Source organism: Acuticoccus yangtzensis, assembly GCF_001927245.1.
Lineage (GTDB): Bacteria > Pseudomonadota > Alphaproteobacteria > Rhizobiales > Amorphaceae > Acuticoccus > Acuticoccus yangtzensis.
In genome coordinates this window covers 1122938-1143446 of sequence record NZ_MJUX01000001.1, presented here as the reverse complement: position 1 = coordinate 1143446, position 20509 = coordinate 1122938, and the positions used below count along the sequence as shown (strand labels likewise).

Here is a 20509-nt window from a genome sequence, read left to right as displayed (position 1 = left end):
CTCAGGCGGCCGGTCCCGCGGCGGCGCTGCGGATGGCGTCCTTCACGGCGGCGACCTCGGCCGGGGCGGCGCTGAACACCCTCAGCCCGGTGGCGAGGAGCGCGGCGGCGAGGGCGGGCGTGGACGCCATGTCGCCGCACAGGCTGACCTCGACGCCGCGCGCCTTGCCCGCCGCGACGGTGCGGCCGATCAGCTCCAGCACGGCCGGGTTGGCGGGGTCGGCGAGCGGCGCCACGGCGGCGTTGTCGCGCGCCGCGGCGGTCGCATATTGCACGAGGTCGTTGGAGCCGATGGAGTAGAAGGCGGCGTCGAATCGCGCGGCGGTGAGGGCGGCGGCGGGCACCTCGACCATGGTGCCGAGGATCGGCGCGGCGTGGGCGATCCGGGCGGCGGCGAGCGCGTCGACCTCGGCAGTGAGAAGCGCGCGCATCGCTTCCAGTTCGGCGGGCACGGTGACCATCGGCACCATCACCTTCAGCGGGACCGGGCTGGTAGCGGCGGCCCTTGCGAGAGCGCGGAGCTGCACCCTGGTCAGCTCCGGCCGGGCGAGCGACAGGCGGACGCCGCGCACACCTAGGAAGGGGTTGGCCTCGCCGTCCACGGTGATGCCGGGAAGGGGTTTGTCGCCGCCCGCGTCGAGCGTGCGGATGGTGACGGGCCGCCCGTCCGCCCAGGCGATGAGTCGGGTATAGAAGGCGAGCTGCGCCTCTTCGTCCGGCGCGCCGTGCTGGAACAGGAATTCGGTGCGGGTGAGGCCGACGCCGTCGCAGATGGCGGGGTCGAGCGTGTCCAGGATCGCCGGATCGTCGATGTTCACCATCACCTTCACCTCAGCGCCGTCGCGGGTGACGGCGGGCTGGGTGGCGCGGGCGGCGGCGGCCTCGGCGGCGGTGGCCGCCTCGGCGCTGCGGGCGCGCGCGACGGCGAGGGCGGCAGCGTCCGGCGCCGTGTGCAGCGTTCCGGCGGCGGCGTCGAGGATCGCGGCGCCGGCGGGGCCGGGGGACGCTGCGGGCAGCGCGTTCAGCCCGACGACCAGGGGAACGCCGCGGGCCTTGGCGAGGATGGCGACGTGGCTCGTCGGGCTGCCGCCGGTGGTGGCGATGCCGGCAACCCCCGCCGCGCTGAGGGCGAGGAAGGCGGACGGCGTCATCTCCGCGGCGGCCACGATCGCGCCGCGCGGCACGTCGGCGGCGGGGTCCGCCGTGCCGGTCAGGTGGGAGAGCACGCGGGCGGAGAGGTCGGCGAGGTCGTCGCCGCGGGCGCTGAGCACCGGGTCGCCGTCCGCGCGGTAGGCGTCGATCTCGGCGGCCAGCGCCACCGTCCAAGCGCGGTCGGCGGGGGCGCCGTCCGCGATGGCGGTGAAGGCGGGGCCGGTGAGGTCGTCGTCCTCCAGGAGCGCGGCCTGAAACTCCAGGATCTCGCCCGCGAGGTCGTCCTCCGCCGCCAGCGCCTCTTCCAGCGCGGCGAGGGCGGCGGCGATGGCTGTGCGCAGCGCGTCCGCCTCCGCGGCGGGGTCACCCGTCGCCTTGCGCTTCCTGGCCGCGGCGGGGCCGACGACGACGAGCGGGCCGATGGCGACGGACCCGCACACCGGCGTGCCGCGGAAGACACCGCTTCCCGCCTCGCCGGCAGCCGACGTGCCAGCCTCCGCCGCGCCCGCCGCCAGAGCCGCGTCAGGCATCGAAATTACGCTCCACCAGGGCGGTCAGGGCGGCGACGGCGTCCGCGGCGTCGTCACCCGCGGCACGGATGTGGAGCGGTGCACCGTGCGCGGCCTTCATCTTCATCACCGCGTTGGGCGACTTGGCGTTCACCCAGGGCGCGGCGGCGTCGTCCGGCCGCACCTCAACGGCGGCGGCGAAGGTCTTGGCGAGCTTGGTGAGCTTCACCGCCGGGCGCGCGTGGAGGCCGGTCGGGTCGACGATCACCGCCGCGCCCTCGATCCATTCCACGTCGGCGGGGGCGGTTGCCGGGCTGCTCATGACTGAAAATCCTCCGCCGTCTGGCGCACGTCCTCGAGGCTGGAACCGCCGGAGGCCTCGGTCGCGGCCATCACCGCGCCCTCCACAACCGGCGCGTTGAGGATCGCCACCCGCTCGCCGCGCCCGTCCTCCAGCATCTCGATCGCCATTTCCGTGTTGGTCTCCGCCCCGCCGAGATCGACGAGCACGGCGACGCCCTTCTGGGTCCACACCGCGTCGATCGCCGCCATGATGGCTGCAACGTCGGTGCCGAGTGCGCCGTCCGCCGTGCCGCCGGTGAAAGCGACCTTCACCTCGTCGCCGACCATCTGGCGCACCATGTCGGCCGCGCCCTTCGCCACGTCCGCCGAGTGGGAGACGATGACGATCGCCACATTGTCGCTCATGAGCGCTCCGCCACGGTGCAGGCGGCGTCGACCAGGAGGGCGGAGGAACGCGCGCCGGGGTCGAGATGGCCGGCCGACCGCTCGCCCAGGAAGGCGGCGCGGCCCTTGGTGGCGATCATCGGACGCGTCGCCTCCAGCGCGGCGGCCGCGGCCTCGCGAACGGCGGCGGTGGTGCCGCCGGTGCGCAGTGCGTCCGCCACGGGGGCGAGCACGTCGAGCATCGTCTTGGCGCCGACGTCGGACTTGCCGCGGGATTTCACCGCGTCGATGGCGGCGTCCAGCAGCGTGGCGACCTCGGCAGCGCTCCGGGGCGCGTCGTCGCCGGAGGCCTTGCCGGCGGCCATCAGCGCCGAGCCGAACAGCGGGCCGGACGCGCCGCCGACCTTCATGACGAGCGTGGTGCCCGCCTTCTGCAGCGCCTTGCCGAAGGGAAGGGCGGCAATCTCGTCCGCGGCGGCGGTCAGCGCCTCGAAGCCGCGGGCCATGTTGTGGCCGTGGTCGCCGTCGCCGATGGCGCGGTCGAGCTCCGACAACTCGTCGCGGTGGGCGGCGATGGTGGCGGCCGCCGCCTCGATCAGCGCGGCGACGAGGCCGGCGCCGGTTGTGGCGTCGGTGGTGGCGTCGGGTGGGGCGTCTGTGGTCATCAGAGGCGGACTCCGGAACTGTCGAAGAAGAGGGCGGCGCCGGGGCGGACGGTGGCGGCGACGGGGCTGCCGTGGGCAAAATCGGCGCGCGGGCCGACGAGGGCGTGCACCTGCCGCCCGGCGATCTCCACCAGCGCCACGGTCTCCACGCCGAAATGCTCCACCGCGAGCACCGCTCCCGTGACGCCGCCCGTTGCGCCGCCCGTGACGTCGCGAGTGTCGGCCCGGCCAGGGACGAGGATGATGTCCTCAGGCCGCACGCCCGCGGTCGCCGCTCCGGCGGGACAGTCGAGCGCCATGGCGGCGGGCGGGACGAGGTTGATCTGCGGGCTGCCGAGGCGCTGGGCGGCGGTGATGTCGGCCGGCGTCTCGTACACCGCGCGGGGCGTGTCCACCTGGATCAGCCGGCCCGCGGACAGGACGCCGATGCGGTCGGCCAGCGTCATCGCCTCGAGCTGATCGTGCGTGACGTAGACGATGGTGGCGCCGAGGTCGCGCTGGATGCGCTTCAGCTCCACGCGCAGATCCTCGCGCAGCTTGGCGTCGAGCGAGGACAGCGGCTCGTCCATGAGAAAGAGGCTCGGCTCGCGCACCAGGGCGCGGCCGATGGAGACGCGCTGCATCTCGCCCCCCGACAGAGCCGTGACACGGTTCTTGAGCTTGGGGGCGATGCGCAAAAGCTCGGCGATCTCGGTCACGCGGCGGCGGATGGCGGCGGCGCCCATGCGGCGGCCCGGCGCCTTCAGCGGAAAGGCGAGGTTCTCGTAGACGGTGAGGTGCGGGTAGAGCGAATATTGCTGGAAGACGAAGGCGACGTCCCGTTCCGCGGGGCCGGTAGCCGTGACGTCCGCGCCGCCGATGGTGACGCGCCCGTGGTCCGGCCGCTCCAGCCCGGCGAAGAGGCGCAGCGTCGTAGTCTTGCCCGCGCCGGTGGGTCCGAGGAGGACGACGAACTCACCGTCCGCCACCTCCAGCGACATGGCGTCGACGGCGGTGGTGTCGCCGAAGCGCTTGGTCGCGCCGATCAGCGCGGCGGCGCTCATGCTAGGGCCCCAGAGTGGTCGAAGAGGGCGCTGCGGACGGCGCGGTCGCTGACGGGGTCGAACACCACCAGGCGCTCGGCGTCGAAGGCGAGGCCGACGGTCTCGCCGGTCGCGACGCGCACCGTGTTGGGGGTGCGCACCCGCAGGCGGCCCGCGGCGGTCTCCACCGTGACGAGCTGGCGCGCCCCCATATATTCGACGGCGAAGACGCGGCCCCTCAGCGCCCCGTCGTCGGCAATTGAGATGTGTTCGGGTCGCGCGCCGACGATCGCTTCCGGGCAGGCCAGCCCCTCGCGCGCGGTGGGCATGGCGAGGCGCGCGCCCTCGATGCGTATGGCATCGGCGCCGGGGGCGAAGCCGCCCTCCGCGGTGAGGAAGTTCATGGAGGGTGAGCCGAGGAAGCCGGCCACGAAGCGCGTCGCCGGGCGCTCGTAGACCTCCATCGGCGCACCGATCTGCAGCACCTCGCCGCGGTTCATCACGCAGATGCGGTCGGCCATCGCCATCGCCTCGATCTGGTCGTGTGTGACGTAGACGGTGGTGGCGCCGATCCTCTCGTGCAGCAGGCGCAGCTCCTCGCACATCGTCTCGCGGAAGGCGGCGTCGAGCGCGCCGAGCGGCTCGTCCATCAGGAAGGCCTTGGCGCGGCGCACGATGGCGCGGCCGAGCGCCACGCGCTGCCGGTCGCCCGCCGCCAGCCCGGTGACGCGGCGGTCGAGGATGGTGTCGATCTGAAGCATCTTCGCCACCTCCTCCGTGCGGGCGCGCACCTCGCGCCGGGGAAGGCGCTGGGTGCGCAGAGGAAACGAGATGTTCTGCCGCACGCTCATGTGCGGGTAGAGCGCAAAGAGCTGAAAAACGAAAGCGATATCGCGCTTGGATGCGCGGTTGAAGGTCACGTCCTCGCCGTCGAGCAGGATGCGGCCGGAGGTCGGCAGCTCCAGCCCGGCGATCATCCGCAGCGTCGTCGTCTTGCCGCAGCCGGAGGGGCCGAGCATCACGAAGAACTCGCCGTCCTTGACGGTGAAGGTGGACGAGGTGACGGCGGTGAAGTCGCCGAAGGACTTGCGCACGTCGTGAAGGGCGATCTCAGCCATGGTGGTGTCTCGCGGTCATGGCCGTCACTCCGGGAAATGGCTGACGATGACGAAGCCGACCGTGCCGGTCAGGATGACCGCGAAGGACCAGCTATAGAGCGCCATCGAGACGGGTTGCATCAGCATGACGACCCCGGCGGCGATGAGGACGGTGGCGGCGGCCTCCCAGGGCGCGCGACGGAAGAGGCGTGTCATCGGCGGACCGCTCCGAAGGTGATGCCGCGCAGGAGCTGCCGGCGCAAAAGCACTGTGAAGACGACGACGGGGACGAGGAAGAGCGTGGTGCCCGCGGCGACGGCCGGCCAGTCCAGCCCGCCTTCGCCGATGATGATGGGAATGAAGGGCGGTGCCGTCTGCGCCGTGCCCGAGGTGAGGAGCAGCGCGAAGGCGTACTCGTTCCACGAGAAGATGAGGCAGAAGATGGCGGTGGCGGCGATCCCGGCGCGCATCTGCGGCAGCACCACTTTGATGAAGGCTTGGAAGCGGGTGTAGCCGTCCACCACCGCGGCTTCCTCATATTCGCGCGGGATCTCGTCGACAAAGCCCTTCAGCAGCCACACCGAGAGTGACAGGTTCACCGCCGTATAGAGCAGGATCATGCCGAGGTGCGTGTCCGACAGGCCGAGCCCGCGGTACATGAGGTAGATCGGGATCGCGACCGCGACGGGCGGCATCATCCGCGTCGACAGGATGAAGAAGAGAAGATCGTCCCTCAGCGGGATGCGGAAGCGGGAGAAGGCGTAGGCGGCCAGCGTGCCGAGGAAGACCGCGAGGAAGGTCGACCCGAAGCCGATGATCACCGAGTTCATGTAGCGCCCGGCGAAGCGGGACTCGCCGGTGATGACCATGTTCCGCTCGCGCACCAGGGAGTCGTACCAGGTGGCGGGCGGGCCGAGGCTGTCGATGTACTCCGGCGTCTGGCGCGAGCGGGTGGTGAAGAGGTTCACGTAGCCCTCCAGGGTCGGCTCGAACAGCACCTTGGGCGGGTAGGAGATGGAGTCGGGCGGCGACTTGAAGCTGGTCGCGACGATCCAGACGAGCGGGATCATCGTGAGCAGCGCGTAGGCGATCACGAGCGTGCCGGCGATCATCTTGCCGCGCGGGCTGGTATCGGTGACGCGGACGGCGGCGCTGCTCATGACTTCACCCGGTTGAGCGCTTTGACGTAGATGTTGCCGAGCCCGAAGACGGTGACGAACAGGATCACCGCGAAGGCGGATGCGTAGCCGGTACGCCACTTCTCGAAGGCTTCGCGCTTCAGGTTGATGGAGGCGAGTTCTGTGGTGGATCCGGGGCCGCCGGAGGTCAGCTCGACCACCATGTCGAACATCTTGAAGTTCTCGATGCCGCGGAAGAGGACGGCGAGCATCAGGAAGGGGAGGATGCGCGGCAGGGTGATGTGCCAGAAGGTCTGGAACGGTCCTGCCCGGTCCACCTCGGCCGCCTCGTAGAGATAGTCGGGGATCGACCTCAGCCCTGCGAGGCACAGCAGCATGATGTAGGGCGTCCACATCCACGTATCGACGATGATGATGGCCCATGGGGCGAGGCTGACCGAGCCGATCATGTCGATCGGGCCGAGGCCGGTGAAGAGGTCGACGATGGCCGAGAAGATGCCGGTCTGCGGCTGGTAGAGATAGGTCCAGAAGGTGCCGACGACGGCGGGGGACAGCATCATCGGGATGAGGATGATGGTGGTCCAGAAGGACGCGCCCTTGAAGTCGCGGTTGATGAGCATGGCGAGGCCGAGGCCGATCGCGACCTGGATGAGCATGGTCCAGACGACGAAGTGGGCGGTGGCCTGGAGGTAGCCCCAGATGTCCTCGCTGCCGAGCAGGCGCTCGTAGTTGCGGGTGCCGATCCACTCCACCGGCCGGCCGGGCTGGTTGGCGCGGAAGTTGGTGAAGGAGAGGTACACCGTCCAGATCAGCGGGAAGATGTTGATGGCGAGGAGAAGCGCGATGCTGGGCGTGACGAAGAGCGTGGCCAGCCAGCGGTCGGGCAGGCCGCGGACGGCGCGGCGCGGGCGGCCGGGCGCGGTGGCCTCGTGCGGCGTTGCGGCCTCGCCGGGGGCGGCCGTGTAGCGGATGTCGGCGTGGTCGGTCATCGCACCTCGGTCATCGCACCTTGGGGGCCTGGCGGTGGGCGCCGGGCGGTGGACGGGAAGGGGCCGGCGTGGGCCGCCGGCCAGTTGGGCGCCGAAGCGCCGGGGAGGAGGCGCATCGCCGTCCGGCGCCAGCGGAGGGGCGGGCGTGCCCCGTCCCGCACGGCCGCAGCGGACCGGCGTATGACGTCAGGCGGGGCGTGCCGCCCGGCCGGAGGGGCTCCGAGCGGACGGGGCGTGCCGGTCCCGGCGGTTAGAGCTTGCCGTCGTCCTCGAAGGAGATGGTCCAGTCCTCGATCAGCTTGTCGAGCGCCTCTTGCGCGGTGCCCTGGTCGGCGACGACGTAGTCGTGAACGCGCTTCTGCATGGCCTGCAGCAGCTCGGCGTAGATCGGCTCCTGCCAGAAGTCCTTCACATTGCTCATGGCTTTCAGGAACTCGCCGGCGAAGGGGGCGCTGTCGGCGAAGCCCGGATCCTCCACCACCGCGTTGTGCACCGCGTAGCCGCCGAGCGACCACCATTTCTTCTGCACCTCCGGCTGGGCGAACCACTTGATGTAGTCGAGCGCCTCGTCCTGCGCGTCGGAGTAGGCGACGACCGAGATGCCCTGGCCGCCCAGCACCGAGGCCGCCTCGTTGGCGGACGGGTTGACGAAGAAGCCCGACGTCTCGCCGCCGACCGCCGGATCCTTGGCGATGCCGGGGAAGAAGGCGAAGAAGTTCATCTGCAGCGCGGTCTGGCCGGATTTGTAGGCGTCCAGGTCCTCGGTCATGTAGGCGTCGGAATGGCCGGGGGGCGTGCAGCAGTCGTAGAGTTCCTTGTAGGTCTCCAGCGCGGCGACGGCCTCGGGCGAGTTCACCGCGCCCTCCATGTCGTACTTGCCGGGCGTCATCTCGTACTTGAAGCCGAACGGGTAGAGCGTGTTGGTGACGCCCATGGTGATGCCTTCGGAGCCGCGCTCGGTGTAGATTGCGGCGCCGTAGCGGGTCTCGCCGTCGATCTCGCGGCCTTGGAAGAATTTCGCGACCTCGAGCAGCTCGTCCCAGGTGGTCGGCACGGCGAGGTCGCGGCCGACCTCCTCCTTGAAGGCGGCCTGGATCTCGGGCTTTGCGAACCAGTCCTTGCGGTAGACCCAGCCGACGGCGTCGCCCATGGCGGGGAGGGCATAATAATTGTCCGTGCCCTTGGGCCAGGCGGAATAGGCGTCCACGGCGGCGGGAAGGAAGTCATCCATCGCGATGCCCTCCTTCTCGAAGAAGTCGTTCAGTTTGACGTAGTGGCCGTAGGTGGCGCCGCCGCCGATCCACTGGCTGTCGCCGATCATGAGGTCGCAGAGCTGGCCGCCAGAATTGAGCTCGTTGAGCATACGGTCGGCGAAGTTGGTCCAGGGGACGAACTCGAAGTTCATTTTGATGCCGCTCTCGGCGGTGAAGTCCTTGGAGAGCTCGACGAGGGCGTTGGCGGGGTCCCAGGCCGCCCAGCAGAGCGTCAATTCCTTGTCCTGAGCGGCGGCGGGGGCGGCGGCGAGCGCGGTGCCGGCAAGAAGGGCCGCGGCGAGCGCGCGTGCGGGCGCCGGACTGCGGCGGCCCGGTTTCGGCGAGAAGACGGTCGGCGAGGATACGGACGGCGAGAACATGGACGCAGGTCCTCCATTTCGGGCTGCCGCGCGGGCGAGCCGATGTGCGTTTCATCCCTTCGTCCGCCGATCAGTCCCCCTTATGGCGCGGGGGTTCATGAGTCTCTGCCTGCGGACCTGTGCGAGCCTTCGCCTCACGCGTTCAGCGCAAGGACTAAACTTTTTGGCTCTGAAGTTGAGTGAAGATAAACTTTTGCCATGTGTCAAGCCGCTCCGCATGCGAAAAGTTGCGCCGGGGACCGCTGCCGTTGACAGGCATAAGCGGGCGAAAGGCGGCGGATATGGCGGATATTCGGGTGAAATCATGGGGATGCGGCGAGCGCCCCGCCGCGGGGCAGTGGTTTAGCGATTAAACTCGGCGAGGCGGCAGGCATCGCGAAAAGGCTTCGCTTATGAGGTGCTTAGGTCGGGCGTGTGAACGCGGCTCTGGCGGCGGTCACTGCATCGCGGCAGATGCAGCCTTCCAGGTGGTCGTTGACGAGGCCGGCGGCCTGGAACATCGCCGTCACCGTGGTCGGGCCGACGAAGCGCCAGCCGGCCTTGCGCAGCGTCTTCGACAGGGCGGCCGCTTCCGGCAGGATGGTGCGGGCGCGCAGGGTCTCCAACGTCAGCGCGTCGGCGCCGGGGGCGGGCTCGTGGCGCCAGATGTAGGCGGCGAGCGATCCCTCGCGCTCCAGCAGCGTCTCGGCGCAGCGGGCGTTGTTGATCGCCGCCTCGATCTTGCCGCGGTGGCGCACGATCCCGGCGTCGCCGAGGAGCCGCGCCACGTCCGCCTCGCCGAAGCGGGCGACGGTGGGGATGTCGAACCCGGCGAAGGCGGCGCGGAAATTCTCGCGCTTCCTCAAGATGGTGAGCCAGGAGAGGCCGGACTGGAAACCCTCGAGGCAGATCTTCTCGAACAGGCGCGTGTCGTCGGCGACTGGGCGGCCCCATTCGTCGTCGTGGTAGGCGACGTAATCGGTCAGGCCGCCGTGCCAGAAGCAGCGGGGGCGGCCATCCGGTTGGTCGATGAGGCCGGGCGCAAGTGTCACGCGATCAACCTATGCCGGGATGAATTAACCCTTAGTAACTTTTCGCTAACCAAAAAGGTTGTGCCCTATCCGGTGTTGCAGCACCATCACGGCGACGGCGCGGATGGGTTCCATGCACAAACTGTTAACGTTTCTATGCATCTCGGCGATGGCGATGGTGGTGACGGTCGGGTCGCAGCCTTCGGCGGGCGAGGGCGTGGACTCCACGGCGTTGAAGGATGCGTTCTTCAAAACGGTGTTTGGGCTGGAATATGGCGGCCATACCGACGCCTTCCGCGTGAAGCGCTTCGTCGACGAGGTGCGTTTTTATGTGGATGACCGCTCCGGCCTCGGCCGCGAGATCGAGGCGCGGACGTTCCTGAACCGCCTGCCGCGGCGCATTTCCGGCCTCAAGGCGGTGGTCACCGAGCGCCGTTCGCGGGCCAATTTTCGCGTCATCCTGGTGCGGCAGGACAATTTCGGCGATGTCGTCTCGACCGAATTGAAGGCGGACGCGCTGGCGATGAACGCGCAATGCCTCGTCGGCGTGACGACGGTGAACGGCAAGATCCAGCATTCCACGGCCGTGATCGTCGCCGATGACGACTTTCTGTTCCAACGCTGCCTCGTGGAAGAAGTCCTCCAGGGGCTGGGGCCGATGAACGACGACGACAGCCTCACCGAAAGCGTCTTCAACGACCAGTCGCGCCACGCGACCTTCACCAAGTTTGACCAGGCGCTGATGAACATCCTCTACCATCCCGCGATCAAGCCGGGGATGACCGGGATGGAAGCCCACCAGACGCTGCCGTTCGTGTTCGCCGACCTCGGCCTCACCCACTGACATAGCAGCCGGGGCTGGGCCGAGGCTTGCCCGTCAGGACCCCTTGTAGGTCGAGTAGGCGTAGGGCGAGATCAGAAGCGGCACGTGGTAGTGCGTGTCCGTCTCCGAGATCCCGAAGGCGATGACCACCACCTCCAGAAAAGCTGGGCTCGGCAGCTCCACGCCCATGCGGCGGAAGTAGTCGCCCGCGCCGAATTCCAGCGCATAACGGCCGGGTTGGAATGCCTCGCCCTCCAGGATCGGCGCGTCGAGGCGGCCGTCGGCGTTGGTGGTGGCGGAGGCGATAGCGTTGCCGTCCTGGTCGCACAGGGTGACGGAGACGCCGCCCGCCGGGGCGCCGAACATGGTGTCGAGCACGTGGGTGGTGAGGCGTCCGGCCATAAGCATCCCATTTCTGAACGGGGGCGAGGCTACACGCCGGTGCCGGGCGCGGCCAGCCGTGTGGCGGCGCGCCGTTGAGAAGCGGCGGCGGACCTTGCCAATCTTCCGCCGAGTCGATGAGACTGACGGCAACGGCGGTGCGAGATGCACCGCCGCCGGGACCGCCGAACGGAGGATGCCATGCCGCGCCTATTCACCGCTCTCACGCTTCCCGAGGATGTTCGCATGTGGATGACCGGCCTCAGAGGCGGTCTGCGCAATGCGCGCTTCATCGACCCCGAAAATTATCACGTGACCCTGCGCTTCATCGGCGATGTGGACGAGAGGGTCGCCGACGAGGTGGCGCACACATTGTCGCGGATCCGCCGCGCGCCCGTGCCGGTGACGATCAGCGGGCTCGGCTCCTTCGGCAACAAGAAGCAGCCGCACTCGGTGTGGGCCAGGGTGGAGCCGACGCCGGAGCTGATGGAGCTTCAGGCCGACCAGGAGCGGGCCCTGCAGCGGATGGGGCTGCCGGCGGAGGCGCGCCGCTTCACCCCGCATGTGACGATTGCGCGCTGCAAGGGCGCCACATCGCGCGAGGTGGCGGATTGGCTCACGGTCCGCGGCGCCTTCTGCGCGCCGCCCTTCGTGGCGGAGGAGTTCGCGCTGCTGTCGTCCCGCGCCTCGGTCGGCGGCGGGCCTTATGTGACGGAAGACGTCTATCCGCTGAACCTGGCGCGCGCCGCCTGACGCAAAAAAAGCCCCGGCGCGACGCGCCAGGGCTTTTTTCGTTCGGTTCTGCGCGTCTCAGGGGCGCGGGCGGATGCGGACCACCACGTCGACGCGGGCGATTTCCATGCCTTCCGGCGCCTCGGGGATGCGCGACAGGTTGAGCGCGTCGCCCGGAATGTCCGTCACTTCGCCGTTCGTCTCGTCGAAGAAGTGGTGGTGATCGTCGGTGTTGGTGTCGAAATAGGTCTTGGTGCCGTCGACCGCGATTTCGCGCAGGAGGCCGACCTCGGTGAACTGGTGGAGCGTGTTGTACACGGTCGCCAGCGACACCGGGACGCGGGCGGTGATCGCCTCTTCGTGCAGGCCTTCGGCGGAGATGTGCCGGTGGCCGCGGGCGAACAGCAGATCACCGAGGGCCACGCGCTGGCGCGTCGGCCGCAGCCCCGCGGTTTTCAACAGATCGCGGATGTCCACGTGCGGGGCCCGCACGTCTTTCGCGCCATCCATTGTCTCACGCGAGAAGAAAACTGCCATCGCCTCGTCCCAAAACCCAAAATGATCCGTGTGTCCGAGTGAAGTTGACCCCGGCACCGAGGATATAACCGGTCCGTTCCATGAGATCAATGGAACGACTTGGGCCGAGACGCTTGCCAGAACCGGCGTTGTGGCGATATCGGGCACCGTTGATGAGTGCATGACCGGAGACGGTTTGCAGCCTGGGCACGCGCACCTTACGTGAAGGGCTTGCGGCCGATCGGGAGAACGAGCGTTTGGCGATGACGATGACAAGGTCGCGGTTCGAATATGAGGACTTGCTGGCGTGCGGGCGCGGGGAGCTGTTTGGCCCCGGCAATCCGCAACTGCCGCTGCCGCCGATGCTGATGTTCGACCGGATCAGCCATATCTCCTCGGAAGGGGGAGCCAACGGCAAGGGCGAGATCCGCGCCGAACTCGAGGTGCGCGAGGACCTCTGGTTCTTCGCCTGCCACTTCAAGGGTGATCCGGTGATGCCGGGCTGCCTCGGCCTCGACGCGCTGTGGCAGATGCTCGGCTTCTTCCTCGGCTGGATCGGCGGGGAAGGGCGCGGCCGCGCGATTTCCACCGGCGGCATCAAGTTCACCGGCATGGTGACGCCGAAGGTGAAGCACATCGAATATGGCGTGGATCTGAAGCGGGTCATGAAGTCCAAGCTGGTGCTCGGCATCGGCGACGGATGGTTGAAGGCCGACGGCGAGACCATTTACAAGGCCGAAGACCTGAGGGTCGGCCTGTTCAAGGACGAGGCGGCCGCCGCCAGCTAACGGCGCGCGCCTCGCAGAAGGAGCACCAATGAGACGCGTCGTCGTCACCGGAATGGGCATCGTTTCGCCGCTTGGCGGATCGACGCAAGAGGTGACCGCATCGTTGCAGGAAGGCCGGTCCGGCATCGTCCGGGCCGATTCCTATGTCGAGCACGGTTTCCGCTGCCACGTGCACGGAGCCCCCACCGTGGACCCGGCCGACGTTCTGGACCGCAGGCAGCTGCGCTTCCACGGCGGCGGTACGGCCTGGAACCACATCGCCATGGACCAGGCGATCCGCGATGCGGGCCTGGAACCGTCCGAGATCTCGCATGAGCGCACCGGCATCGTGATGGGGTCGGGCGGCGCGTCCACACGCACCATCGTCGAGGCGGCGGACATCGCCCGCACGAAGGGGCCGCGCAAGATCGGCCCGCTGGCCGTGCCCAAGGCGATGAGCTCCACCGCGTCGGCGACCCTCTCCACCGCGTTCAAGATCAAGGGGATCAACTATTCGATCTCCGCGGCCTGCGCGACCACCAACATCTGCATCGGCAACGCGGCCGAGCAGATCGCCTGGGGCAAGCAGGACATCGTCTTCGCCGGCGGCTGCGAAGAGCTCGACTGGACGCTCTCCGTGCTGTTCGACGCCATGGGCGCGATGTCGTCCAAATATAACGACACGCCGTCCGTCGCCTCGCGTCCGTTCGACAAGAACCGCGACGGCTTCGTGATCGCCGGCGGTGCGGGCGTCCTCGTGCTGGAAGAGCTGGAGCACGCCAAGGCACGCGGCGCCAACATCATCGCCGAGATCGTCGGCTACGGCGCGACGTCGGACGGTGACGACATGGTGGCCCCGTCCGGCGAGGGCGGCGAGCGGGCGATGAAGATGGCCTGGGACATGTCCGGCGGCCGTCAGATCGACTACATCAACCCGCACGCGACCTCCACGCCGATCGGCGATCTGCGCGAAGTCGAGGCGATCCGCCGCGTCTTCGGCAAGGATATCCCGCCGATTTCGGGCACCAAGTCGCTGTCGGGCCATGCCCAGGGCGCGGCCGGCGTCCACGAGGCGATCTATTCGCTCCTCATGATGCGCGGCGGCTTCATCGCCGCATCGGCGCACATCGAGGACCTCGACCCCGCCTTCGAAGGGGTCCCCATCGTCACCGAGCGGCGTGACAACGTGGAGCTGAACACTGTCCTGTCCAATGGATTCGGGTTCGGCGGCACCAACGCCGTTCTGGTGATGTCGCGTTATGACGGGTGAGCCTATGGGCCTGATGGCCGGCAAACGCGGCGTCGTGATGGGCGTCGCGAACAACCATTCCATCGCCTGGGGCATCGCCCAGACGCTGGCGAACGAAGGCGCGGAAATCGGCCTGACCTACCAGAACGACCAGTTCGGGCGCCGCGTGCGTCCGCTGGCCGAAAAGGTCAACGCCGCCTTCCTGGAGCAGTGCGACGTGGAGGATCTCGCCTCCGTCGACCGCACCTTTGCCCGCGCCGCCGAGGTCTGGGGCTCGATCGACTTCTTCGTTCACGCCGTCGCCTTTTCGGACAAGAACGAGCTGAAGGGCCTCTATGCCGACACCACGCGGGAGAACTTCACCCGCACGATGGTGATTTCGTGCTTCTCCTTCACCGAGGCGGCCAAGCGCGCCGCCGCGCTGATGACGAATGGCGGCTCCATGCTGACCCTCACCTATGGCGGGTCGGTGAAGGTGATGCCGAATTATAACGTCATGGGTGTGGCCAAGGCGGCGCTGGAATCCTCCGTGCGCTACCTCGCGGCGGACTTCGGCGGCCGGAACATCCGCGTCAACGCCGTGTCTGCTGGGCCGGTGCGCACACTGGCCGGCGCCGGCGTGACCGATGCGCGGCTGATGTTCAACTATCAGCGCAAGCACTCCCCGCTGGAGCGCACGGTGACGATCGACGAGATCGGCAAGACCTCGTCCTACCTGCTGTCCGACTATTCGTCGGGCGTCACGGGCGAGATCCACTACGTCGATTCCGGCTACAACATCATGTCGATGCCCAAGCTCGACGAATTGCGGGCCGAGGAGCGGCGCGAGATCATCGAAGAGAAGGTCGAGGCCGAGGCGCCCGACATCCTCGCCGAGGGTCAGTGACCGGACCGGCGGCGCGGCTCGATGCGCGGTGGCCGGCGCCCGCCGCCTGGCCGCTCATCAAGATCTGCGGCATCACCCGGCCGGACCTCGCCGATGCCGCCATCGCCGCCGGGGCCGACATGATCGGCCTCGTCCACTTCGCGCCCAGCCCCCGCCATCTCGCGCTTGATGCGGCGCGGGCGATCGCCGACCATGCGCGCGGCCGCGTCACCCTGGTGACGCTGACCGTCGACGCGGACGATGCCACGCTGGATGCGCTGGTTGCGGCCGCCGAGCCCGACATCCTGCAGCTTCACGGCAAGGAGAGCCCGGCGCGTGTGGCCGAGCTTGCGGCGCGCTATGACCGGCCCGTCGCGAAAGCGCTCGGCGTCGCCTCCGCCGCCGACCTCGCCGCGATCGACGACTATCCCGAGACGCTCCTGGTGCTGGACGCCAAGCCGCCCAAAGGCGCCGACCGGCCCGGCGGCCACGGCGCCTCCTTCGACTGGTCGCTGCTGGACGGTTGGCCGGCGGACCGTCCCTTCATGCTGTCCGGCGGCCTGACCCCAGAGACCGTTGCCGCCGCGGTGCGCGCACTGGCCCCCTACGCGGTCGACGTGTCGTCCGGCGTAGAGGTGGAGCGGGTGAAGGACCCGGCGAAGATGCTGGCCTTTGCGGCGGCAGTTCGCCAAGCTGCCGGCTGACCGCGACCGACGATAGCGAGCGTGATTGTGATGATTCCCAGCGACGCCGTCGGCGACGTTCTTGCTCCGACGGCGGATCAACGCCTCGATCTCTACCTTGCGCCGCTTCCGCTGGGACGTGAGGGCAAGGGCTTCCGGCGCTATCCGGTCACCCCTGAGGAGGCCTTCCTCGGCCACCCCAAGCGCTCGTTCGAGGTCGCGGTGCGCCGCTCGCAAGCCTACATGGACAAGAAGGGACTGAGCGGGCGCAACCCGGCGATCATCACCCAGTTGCGCAAGCGCTATTTCGATCCCGTGCTGGAGGCGCACCAGCGGGTCGGCATCATGCGCCGGTTCCAGCTCGTCATCGGAGACGATTTGACGCCCAACACTTCGCCGACCTTCCACAAGGCGCGGCGGATCGACGATCCGGGCCTGTCCGTCCTCCTGCCGCTGAACGCCGAGCGCCATTTCGAGCCGCTGGCCGAGGTGGCGGATAACGACATCCCGTTCGAGGAGAAGGCCTCCGTCGTCGTCTGGCGCGGGGCGACGACGGGGGTCTTCTGGCACCCGCCCTTCGGCAGCCGCTACTACATTTATCAGCATTGGGACCGGTTCGCGCAGAATCCGGGGTTCGATTTTGGCTTCTCGCGCATCGTCCAGGTCGACAAGGTGGGCTTGAAGGACGACTTCGGTCCGCTGGAACGCTGCATCAAGCCGACGCTGAGCTACAAGGAGCAGCTTGCCGCCAAGTATCTTCTGGTTCTGGAGGGCAACGATCTCGCGTCCGGCATGAAGTGGATTCTGGCGTCCAACTCGCTCATCATCATGCCGCGCATTCATGCCGAGTCCTGGGCGTGCGAATCCATGTTGCGGCCGGGCGTGCACTATGTCGAAGTCCGGCGCGACCTTGAAGACCTGGAAGACGTCTACGCTTGGTGCGAGGCGCATCCTGCCCAATGCCGCGAGATCGCCGAGAACGGCAAACGCTTCATGAGCGCATTCATGGATGCCGGCGTGGAGCGCGATCTCGTTGACGCGGTGGTCAAGCAATATCAGAAGCGTGTGCGCCTGTTCATGCCCGAAAACGAGCTCGCCGAGGACTGAGCGGCGGGCCATCGGCGGCTTCGCAGGGAAGCCTCGAAAGGAGGCCATGCGGCTCAGGTTCTTGACCGCACTTAAGCGACATGCTGTGTGACCGGACGGCGTGCCGGCATCTTGCCCGCCGCCTCCCCACCCATCTTGCGAGGCTGAACGGTGAGCGAACGCCCCAATTCCTTCCGCAATGGACCCGATGAGCGGGGCCGCTTCGGGATCTTCGGCGGCCGCTTCGTCGCGGAAACTCTGATGCCGCTGATCCTGGACCTCGAAAAGGCCTGGGACGATGCGCGCAAGGATCCCGCATTCGCCGCGCAGATCGCGGACCTCGGCACGCACTATATCGGCCGTCCGTCGCCGCTCTATTATGCCGAGCGGCTGTCCGACGAGCTGGGCGGCGCGCGCATCTACCTGAAGCGCGACGAGCTGAACCATACGGGCAGCCACAAGATCAACAACTGCATCGGCCAAATCCTGCTGGCGATGCGGATGGGCAAGACGCGCATCATCGCCGAGACGGGCGCAGGCCAGCACGGCGTTGCGACCGCCACGGTATGCGCGCGGTTCGGTCTCCCGTGCGTCGTCTACATGGGCGCCAAGGACATCGAGCGGCAGGCGCCCAACGTGTTCCGCATGCGCCTGCTCGGCGCCGAGGTGGTCCCGGTGACCGCAGGCGCCGGCACGCTGAAGGACGCGATGAACGAGGCGCTGCGCGACTGGGTCGCCAACGTCGAGAACACCTACTACCTCATCGGCACCGCCGCCGGGCCGCATCCTTATCCGGCGATGGTGCGCGACTTCCAATCCGTCATCGGCACCGAGACGCGCACGCAGATCCTCGAAATGGCGGGGCGTCTGCCGGATCTCGTCGTCGCGGCGGTCGGTGGCGGGTCCAACGCCATCGGCCTCTTCCACCCGTTCCTGGACGATCCGTCCGTCGCCATCACCGGCGTGGAAGCGGGCGGGGAGGGGCTGGAGGGCAACCTCCACTGCGCCTCGCTGACCGCAGGATCGCCGGGCGTTCTCCACGGCAACCGGACCTATCTCCTGCAGGACGGCGACGGGCAGATCCTCGAGGGCCACTCCATCTCGGCGGGGCTCGACTATCCCGGCATCGGCCCCGAGCATTCGTGGCTGAAGGAGACCGGCCGCGTCAGCTACGTGCCGATCGGCGACGAGGACGCACTGGCCGCCTTCCAGCTTCTCGCCCGCACCGAAGGCATCCTGCCCGCGCTGGAGCCGGCCCACGCCCTCGCCCACGTCGCCGATGTTGCGCCGACCATGGGGCGTGACCAGATCATCGTCATGAACCTGTGCGGGCGAGGCGACAAGGACGTTCACACCGTCGCCGCGGCCCTCGATGCTCGTGTGCAGAAGGCCAACTAGTGTACGCGCTCGTTTACATGCTTGACCTGCCGACGGTGCATCGCGCCATGCCGGCGGCGCAGATCGATCCCGAGCAGTGGGCCGACCGCGAAGTGTCGAAGGTCCTCCTCGCCCACGGCGGCGACTGGTGGCACGGTCGCTTCTTCGTCTTCTCGGGCGAGGATGCGCTCGCCTCCGTCTACCAGAACATCGAGCGGCTGCGCGCGATCCCCTGGTTCGTCGAAGCCCTCGAGAGCATCGAGGTCTTCACCATTTCTCACACGTCCGACATCGGCGCATTGTTCGGCATCCAGACGAAGCACAGGGGCCACTGATGAGCCGCATCGCCACGCGCTTCGACGCGCTTCACCGTGAAGGCCGCGCCGGTCTCGTCACCTTCGTGACCGCCGCCGACCCCGACATCGAGACCTCCGCCGCCATCCTGGTGGGGCTCGCCGAAGCGGGGGCCGACGTCATCGAGATCGGCATGCCCTTCACGGACCCGATGGCCGATGGCCCGGCGATCCAGGCCGCCTCGATCCGCGCACTCGCCGCCGGCGGCTCGCTGACGGTGACGCTCGACCTCGTGCGCCGCTTCCGCCGGAGCGACAACGAGACGCCGATCGTTCTGATGGGCTACTACAACCCGATCTATCATCGCGGCGTCGCCACCTTCCTCGAGGAGGCGACGGAGGCGGGGGTGGACGGCCTCATCGTCGTCGACCTGCCGCCGGAAGAGGACGACGAGCTCTGCCTTCCCGCGCGTGAGGCCGGCCTCGACTTCATCCGTCTCGCCACGCCGACGACCGACGAGAAGCGCCTGCCCGCGGTGCTCGCCAACACGTCCGGCTTCCTCTATTACGTGTCCATTGCGGGCATCACCGGCACGGCGAGCGCGATGGCGAGCGACGTCGGCGCCGCGGTGCAGCGGCTGAAGACGTCGACCGATCTGCCCGTCGCCGTCGGCTTCGGCGTGAAGACGCCGTCCCAGGCCGCCTCGATCGCCCGTGTGGCCGATGCCGTCGTGGTCGGCTCGGCCATCGTCGACGCCATCGCCAAGGCACCCGAGGGCGAGGCCGTGAACGCCGCGAAGACCATCGTCGCCGCGCTCGCTAAAGGCGTGCGGGACGCCCGGAAGGTTGCTGCATGAACTGGATTTCGTCTGTCGTCCGCCCGAAGATTTCGTCGTTCTGGACGAAGCGGGACGTTCCGAAGAACCTGTGGATCAAGTGCCCCGAGACGGGCGAGATGGTCTTTCACAGGGACCTGGAGCAGAACGGCTGGGTGGTGCCGGGCTCCGGCTTCCACATGCGCATGCCGTTGGCCGACCGCCTCGCCTCGATCTTCGATGCCGGCGCCTACGAGCCGCTGCCGCTGCCCTCCGTGCCGCACGATCCGCTGAAGTTCCGTGACGAGCGGCGCTACCAGGACCGCCTGCGCGATGCCCGCGCTAAGACCGGGCGCGACGATGCCGTCGCCGTCGCCAAAGGCACACTGGAGACGATCCCCGTCACCGTGGCGGTGCAGGATTTCGCCTTCATGGGCGGCTCGCTCGGCATGGCGGCGGGTGAGGCGATCGTCACCGGCGCCGAGCGCGCTCTGGCCGACAAGACGCCCTACATCCTCTTCGCCGCGTCCGGCGGGGCGCGCATGCAGGAGGGCATCCTGTCCCTCATGCAGATGCCGCGCACCACGGCCGCGCTCATCGGCCTGCGCGAGGCGGGGCTTCCCTACATCGTCGTGCTGACGAACCCGACGACCGGCGGCGTCACCGCGTCCTACGCCATGCTGGGCGACGTCCACATCGCCGAGCCGGGGGCGCTCATCGGGTTCGCGGGGCCCCGCGTGATCGAGCAGACGATCCGCGAGAAGCTGCCCGAGGGCTTCCAGCGCGCCGAATATCTCTACGATCACGGCATGGTGGACCTCGTCGTTCACCGGCACGAGATGAAGGAGACCCTGGGCCGCCTCCTGCGCGTTCTGCTGCATCGCCCGGCGCTCGCCGTCGGGGCGCTTCCGGCGCCCGAGGCCGCACCCGTCGCCGCAGCCGCCCCGGCCCCCGCCGAGACCGCCTCCCCGACGCCGGAGACCCCGGACGAGGAGACGGCGCCGGCCGCGTCCTGAGCGA

Annotated in this window: 24 protein-coding genes; 11 read left to right on the top strand and 13 right to left on the bottom strand. The window is 68.7% G+C overall.

Translation table 11 applies throughout. The annotated features are described in order from the left end of the window. Position 1 precedes the first annotated feature (1 nt). The 11 genes from BIX52_RS05090 to BIX52_RS05045 all read right to left on the bottom strand — a co-directional run bounded on the left by BIX52_RS05090 (position 2) and on the right by BIX52_RS05045 (position 9923). Positions 2-1681: a putative PEP-binding protein gene (locus BIX52_RS05090; RefSeq protein ID WP_083660014.1), complete on the bottom strand. Its 1680-nt coding sequence runs from the start codon at positions 1679-1681 to the stop codon at positions 2-4. Next, complete coding sequence (locus BIX52_RS05085; protein ID WP_083660013.1) at positions 1674-1982, bottom strand: HPr family phosphocarrier protein; 309 nt, start codon at positions 1980-1982, stop codon at positions 1674-1676. The genes BIX52_RS05090 and BIX52_RS05085 overlap by 8 nt, the downstream gene beginning before the upstream one ends. Then, complete coding sequence (gene dhaM / locus BIX52_RS05080) at positions 1979-2368, bottom strand: dihydroxyacetone kinase phosphoryl donor subunit DhaM (RefSeq protein WP_075219827.1); 390 nt, start codon at positions 2366-2368, stop codon at positions 1979-1981. Before dhaM ends, BIX52_RS05085 begins: the two co-directional genes overlap by 4 nt. Beyond that, complete coding sequence (gene dhaL / locus BIX52_RS05075; RefSeq protein WP_083660012.1) at positions 2365-3012, bottom strand: dihydroxyacetone kinase subunit DhaL; 648 nt, start codon at positions 3010-3012, stop codon at positions 2365-2367. Before dhaL ends, dhaM begins: the two co-directional genes overlap by 4 nt. Further along, positions 3012-4055, bottom strand: coding sequence for an ABC transporter ATP-binding protein (locus BIX52_RS05070; RefSeq protein WP_075219826.1), 1044 nt, complete (start codon positions 4053-4055; stop codon positions 3012-3014). The genes dhaL and BIX52_RS05070 overlap by 1 nt, the downstream gene beginning before the upstream one ends. Then, positions 4052-5152 carry an ABC transporter ATP-binding protein gene (locus BIX52_RS05065; protein ID WP_075219825.1) on the bottom strand — a complete coding sequence of 367 codons (1101 nt, stop codon included), beginning with the start codon at positions 5150-5152 and terminating at the stop codon, positions 4052-4054. Before BIX52_RS05065 ends, BIX52_RS05070 begins: the two co-directional genes overlap by 4 nt. A 24-nt stretch (positions 5153-5176) precedes the next feature. Then, the gene (locus BIX52_RS23195; protein WP_170126395.1) at positions 5177-5347 is read right to left on the bottom strand and encodes a hypothetical protein; all 171 of its coding nucleotides are present in this window, start codon (positions 5345-5347) and stop codon (positions 5177-5179) included. Continuing rightward, the gene (locus BIX52_RS05060; RefSeq protein ID WP_075219824.1) at positions 5344-6291 is read right to left on the bottom strand and encodes a carbohydrate ABC transporter permease; all 948 of its coding nucleotides are present in this window, start codon (positions 6289-6291) and stop codon (positions 5344-5346) included. The genes BIX52_RS23195 and BIX52_RS05060 overlap by 4 nt, the downstream gene beginning before the upstream one ends. Next, entirely contained in the window at positions 6288-7259 is a 972-nt protein-coding gene (locus BIX52_RS05055) for a carbohydrate ABC transporter permease (protein WP_083660011.1), read from the bottom strand. Before BIX52_RS05055 ends, BIX52_RS05060 begins: the two co-directional genes overlap by 4 nt. 250 nt (positions 7260-7509) lie before the next feature. Further along, positions 7510-8892, bottom strand: coding sequence for an ABC transporter substrate-binding protein (locus BIX52_RS05050; RefSeq protein ID WP_083660010.1), 1383 nt, complete (start codon positions 8890-8892; stop codon positions 7510-7512). 401 nt (positions 8893-9293) lie between these two features. Next, positions 9294-9923 carry a DNA-3-methyladenine glycosylase I gene (locus tag BIX52_RS05045; RefSeq protein ID WP_075219823.1) on the bottom strand — a complete coding sequence of 210 codons (630 nt, stop codon included), beginning with the start codon at positions 9921-9923 and terminating at the stop codon, positions 9294-9296. A gap of 112 nt (positions 9924-10035) precedes the next feature. Between BIX52_RS05045 and BIX52_RS05040 the strand changes: the two genes are divergently transcribed. Then, positions 10036-10746: a DUF2927 domain-containing protein gene (locus tag BIX52_RS05040; protein ID WP_157956196.1), complete on the top strand. Its 711-nt coding sequence runs from the start codon at positions 10036-10038 to the stop codon at positions 10744-10746. A gap of 33 nt (positions 10747-10779) precedes the next feature. Here the strand turns inward: BIX52_RS05040 and uraH are convergent, their stop codons facing one another. Next, positions 10780-11133, bottom strand: coding sequence for a hydroxyisourate hydrolase (gene uraH / locus BIX52_RS05035; RefSeq protein ID WP_083549502.1), 354 nt, complete (start codon positions 11131-11133; stop codon positions 10780-10782). Positions 11134-11307: 174 nt separating this feature from the next. Here uraH and thpR point away from each other — a divergent pair, with 174 nt between their 5' ends. Further along, positions 11308-11859, top strand: a complete 552-nt coding sequence (thpR, locus tag BIX52_RS05030; RefSeq protein WP_075220190.1) for an RNA 2',3'-cyclic phosphodiesterase — start codon at positions 11308-11310, stop codon at positions 11857-11859. A gap of 57 nt (positions 11860-11916) precedes the next feature. On the opposite strand, the gene irrA is transcribed toward thpR, so the two are convergent. Then, positions 11917-12348 carry an iron response transcriptional regulator IrrA gene (irrA, locus tag BIX52_RS05025; protein WP_075219820.1) on the bottom strand — a complete coding sequence of 144 codons (432 nt, stop codon included), beginning with the start codon at positions 12346-12348 and terminating at the stop codon, positions 11917-11919. A gap of 269 nt (positions 12349-12617) precedes the next feature. Between irrA and fabA the strand changes: the two genes are divergently transcribed. The 9 genes from fabA to accD all read left to right on the top strand — a co-directional run bounded on the left by fabA (position 12618) and on the right by accD (position 20505). Then, positions 12618-13142: a 3-hydroxyacyl-[acyl-carrier-protein] dehydratase FabA gene (fabA, locus tag BIX52_RS05020; RefSeq protein WP_075219819.1), complete on the top strand. Its 525-nt coding sequence runs from the start codon at positions 12618-12620 to the stop codon at positions 13140-13142. A 28-nt stretch (positions 13143-13170) separates the two neighbouring features. Then, on the top strand, positions 13171-14391 hold the full coding sequence (gene fabB / locus BIX52_RS05015; RefSeq protein ID WP_075219818.1) for a beta-ketoacyl-ACP synthase I: 1221 nt from the start codon (positions 13171-13173) through the stop codon (positions 14389-14391). After that, on the top strand, positions 14381-15256 hold the full coding sequence (fabI, locus tag BIX52_RS05010) for an enoyl-ACP reductase FabI (RefSeq protein ID WP_205647696.1): 876 nt from the start codon (positions 14381-14383) through the stop codon (positions 15254-15256). Before fabB ends, fabI begins: the two co-directional genes overlap by 11 nt. Continuing rightward, positions 15253-15939, top strand: a complete 687-nt coding sequence (locus tag BIX52_RS05005) for a phosphoribosylanthranilate isomerase (RefSeq protein WP_075219816.1) — start codon at positions 15253-15255, stop codon at positions 15937-15939. Before fabI ends, BIX52_RS05005 begins: the two co-directional genes overlap by 4 nt. Before the next feature lie 30 nt (positions 15940-15969). Then, entirely contained in the window at positions 15970-17025 is a 1056-nt protein-coding gene (locus BIX52_RS05000) for a glycosyl transferase family 90 (protein ID WP_245803137.1), read from the top strand. A gap of 150 nt (positions 17026-17175) precedes the next feature. Then, positions 17176-18402, top strand: a complete 1227-nt coding sequence (gene trpB / locus BIX52_RS04995; RefSeq protein WP_075219814.1) for a tryptophan synthase subunit beta — start codon at positions 17176-17178, stop codon at positions 18400-18402. Further along, positions 18402-18716, top strand: a complete 315-nt coding sequence (locus BIX52_RS23190) for a hypothetical protein (protein WP_170126394.1) — start codon at positions 18402-18404, stop codon at positions 18714-18716. The genes trpB and BIX52_RS23190 overlap by 1 nt, the downstream gene beginning before the upstream one ends. Beyond that, on the top strand, positions 18713-19531 hold the full coding sequence (gene trpA / locus BIX52_RS04990; protein ID WP_075220189.1) for a tryptophan synthase subunit alpha: 819 nt from the start codon (positions 18713-18715) through the stop codon (positions 19529-19531). Before BIX52_RS23190 ends, trpA begins: the two co-directional genes overlap by 4 nt. Further along, positions 19528-20505, top strand: a complete 978-nt coding sequence (gene accD, locus BIX52_RS04985) for an acetyl-CoA carboxylase, carboxyltransferase subunit beta (RefSeq protein WP_075219813.1) — start codon at positions 19528-19530, stop codon at positions 20503-20505. The genes trpA and accD overlap by 4 nt, the downstream gene beginning before the upstream one ends. The last annotated feature ends 4 nt before the right edge of the window (positions 20506-20509 follow it).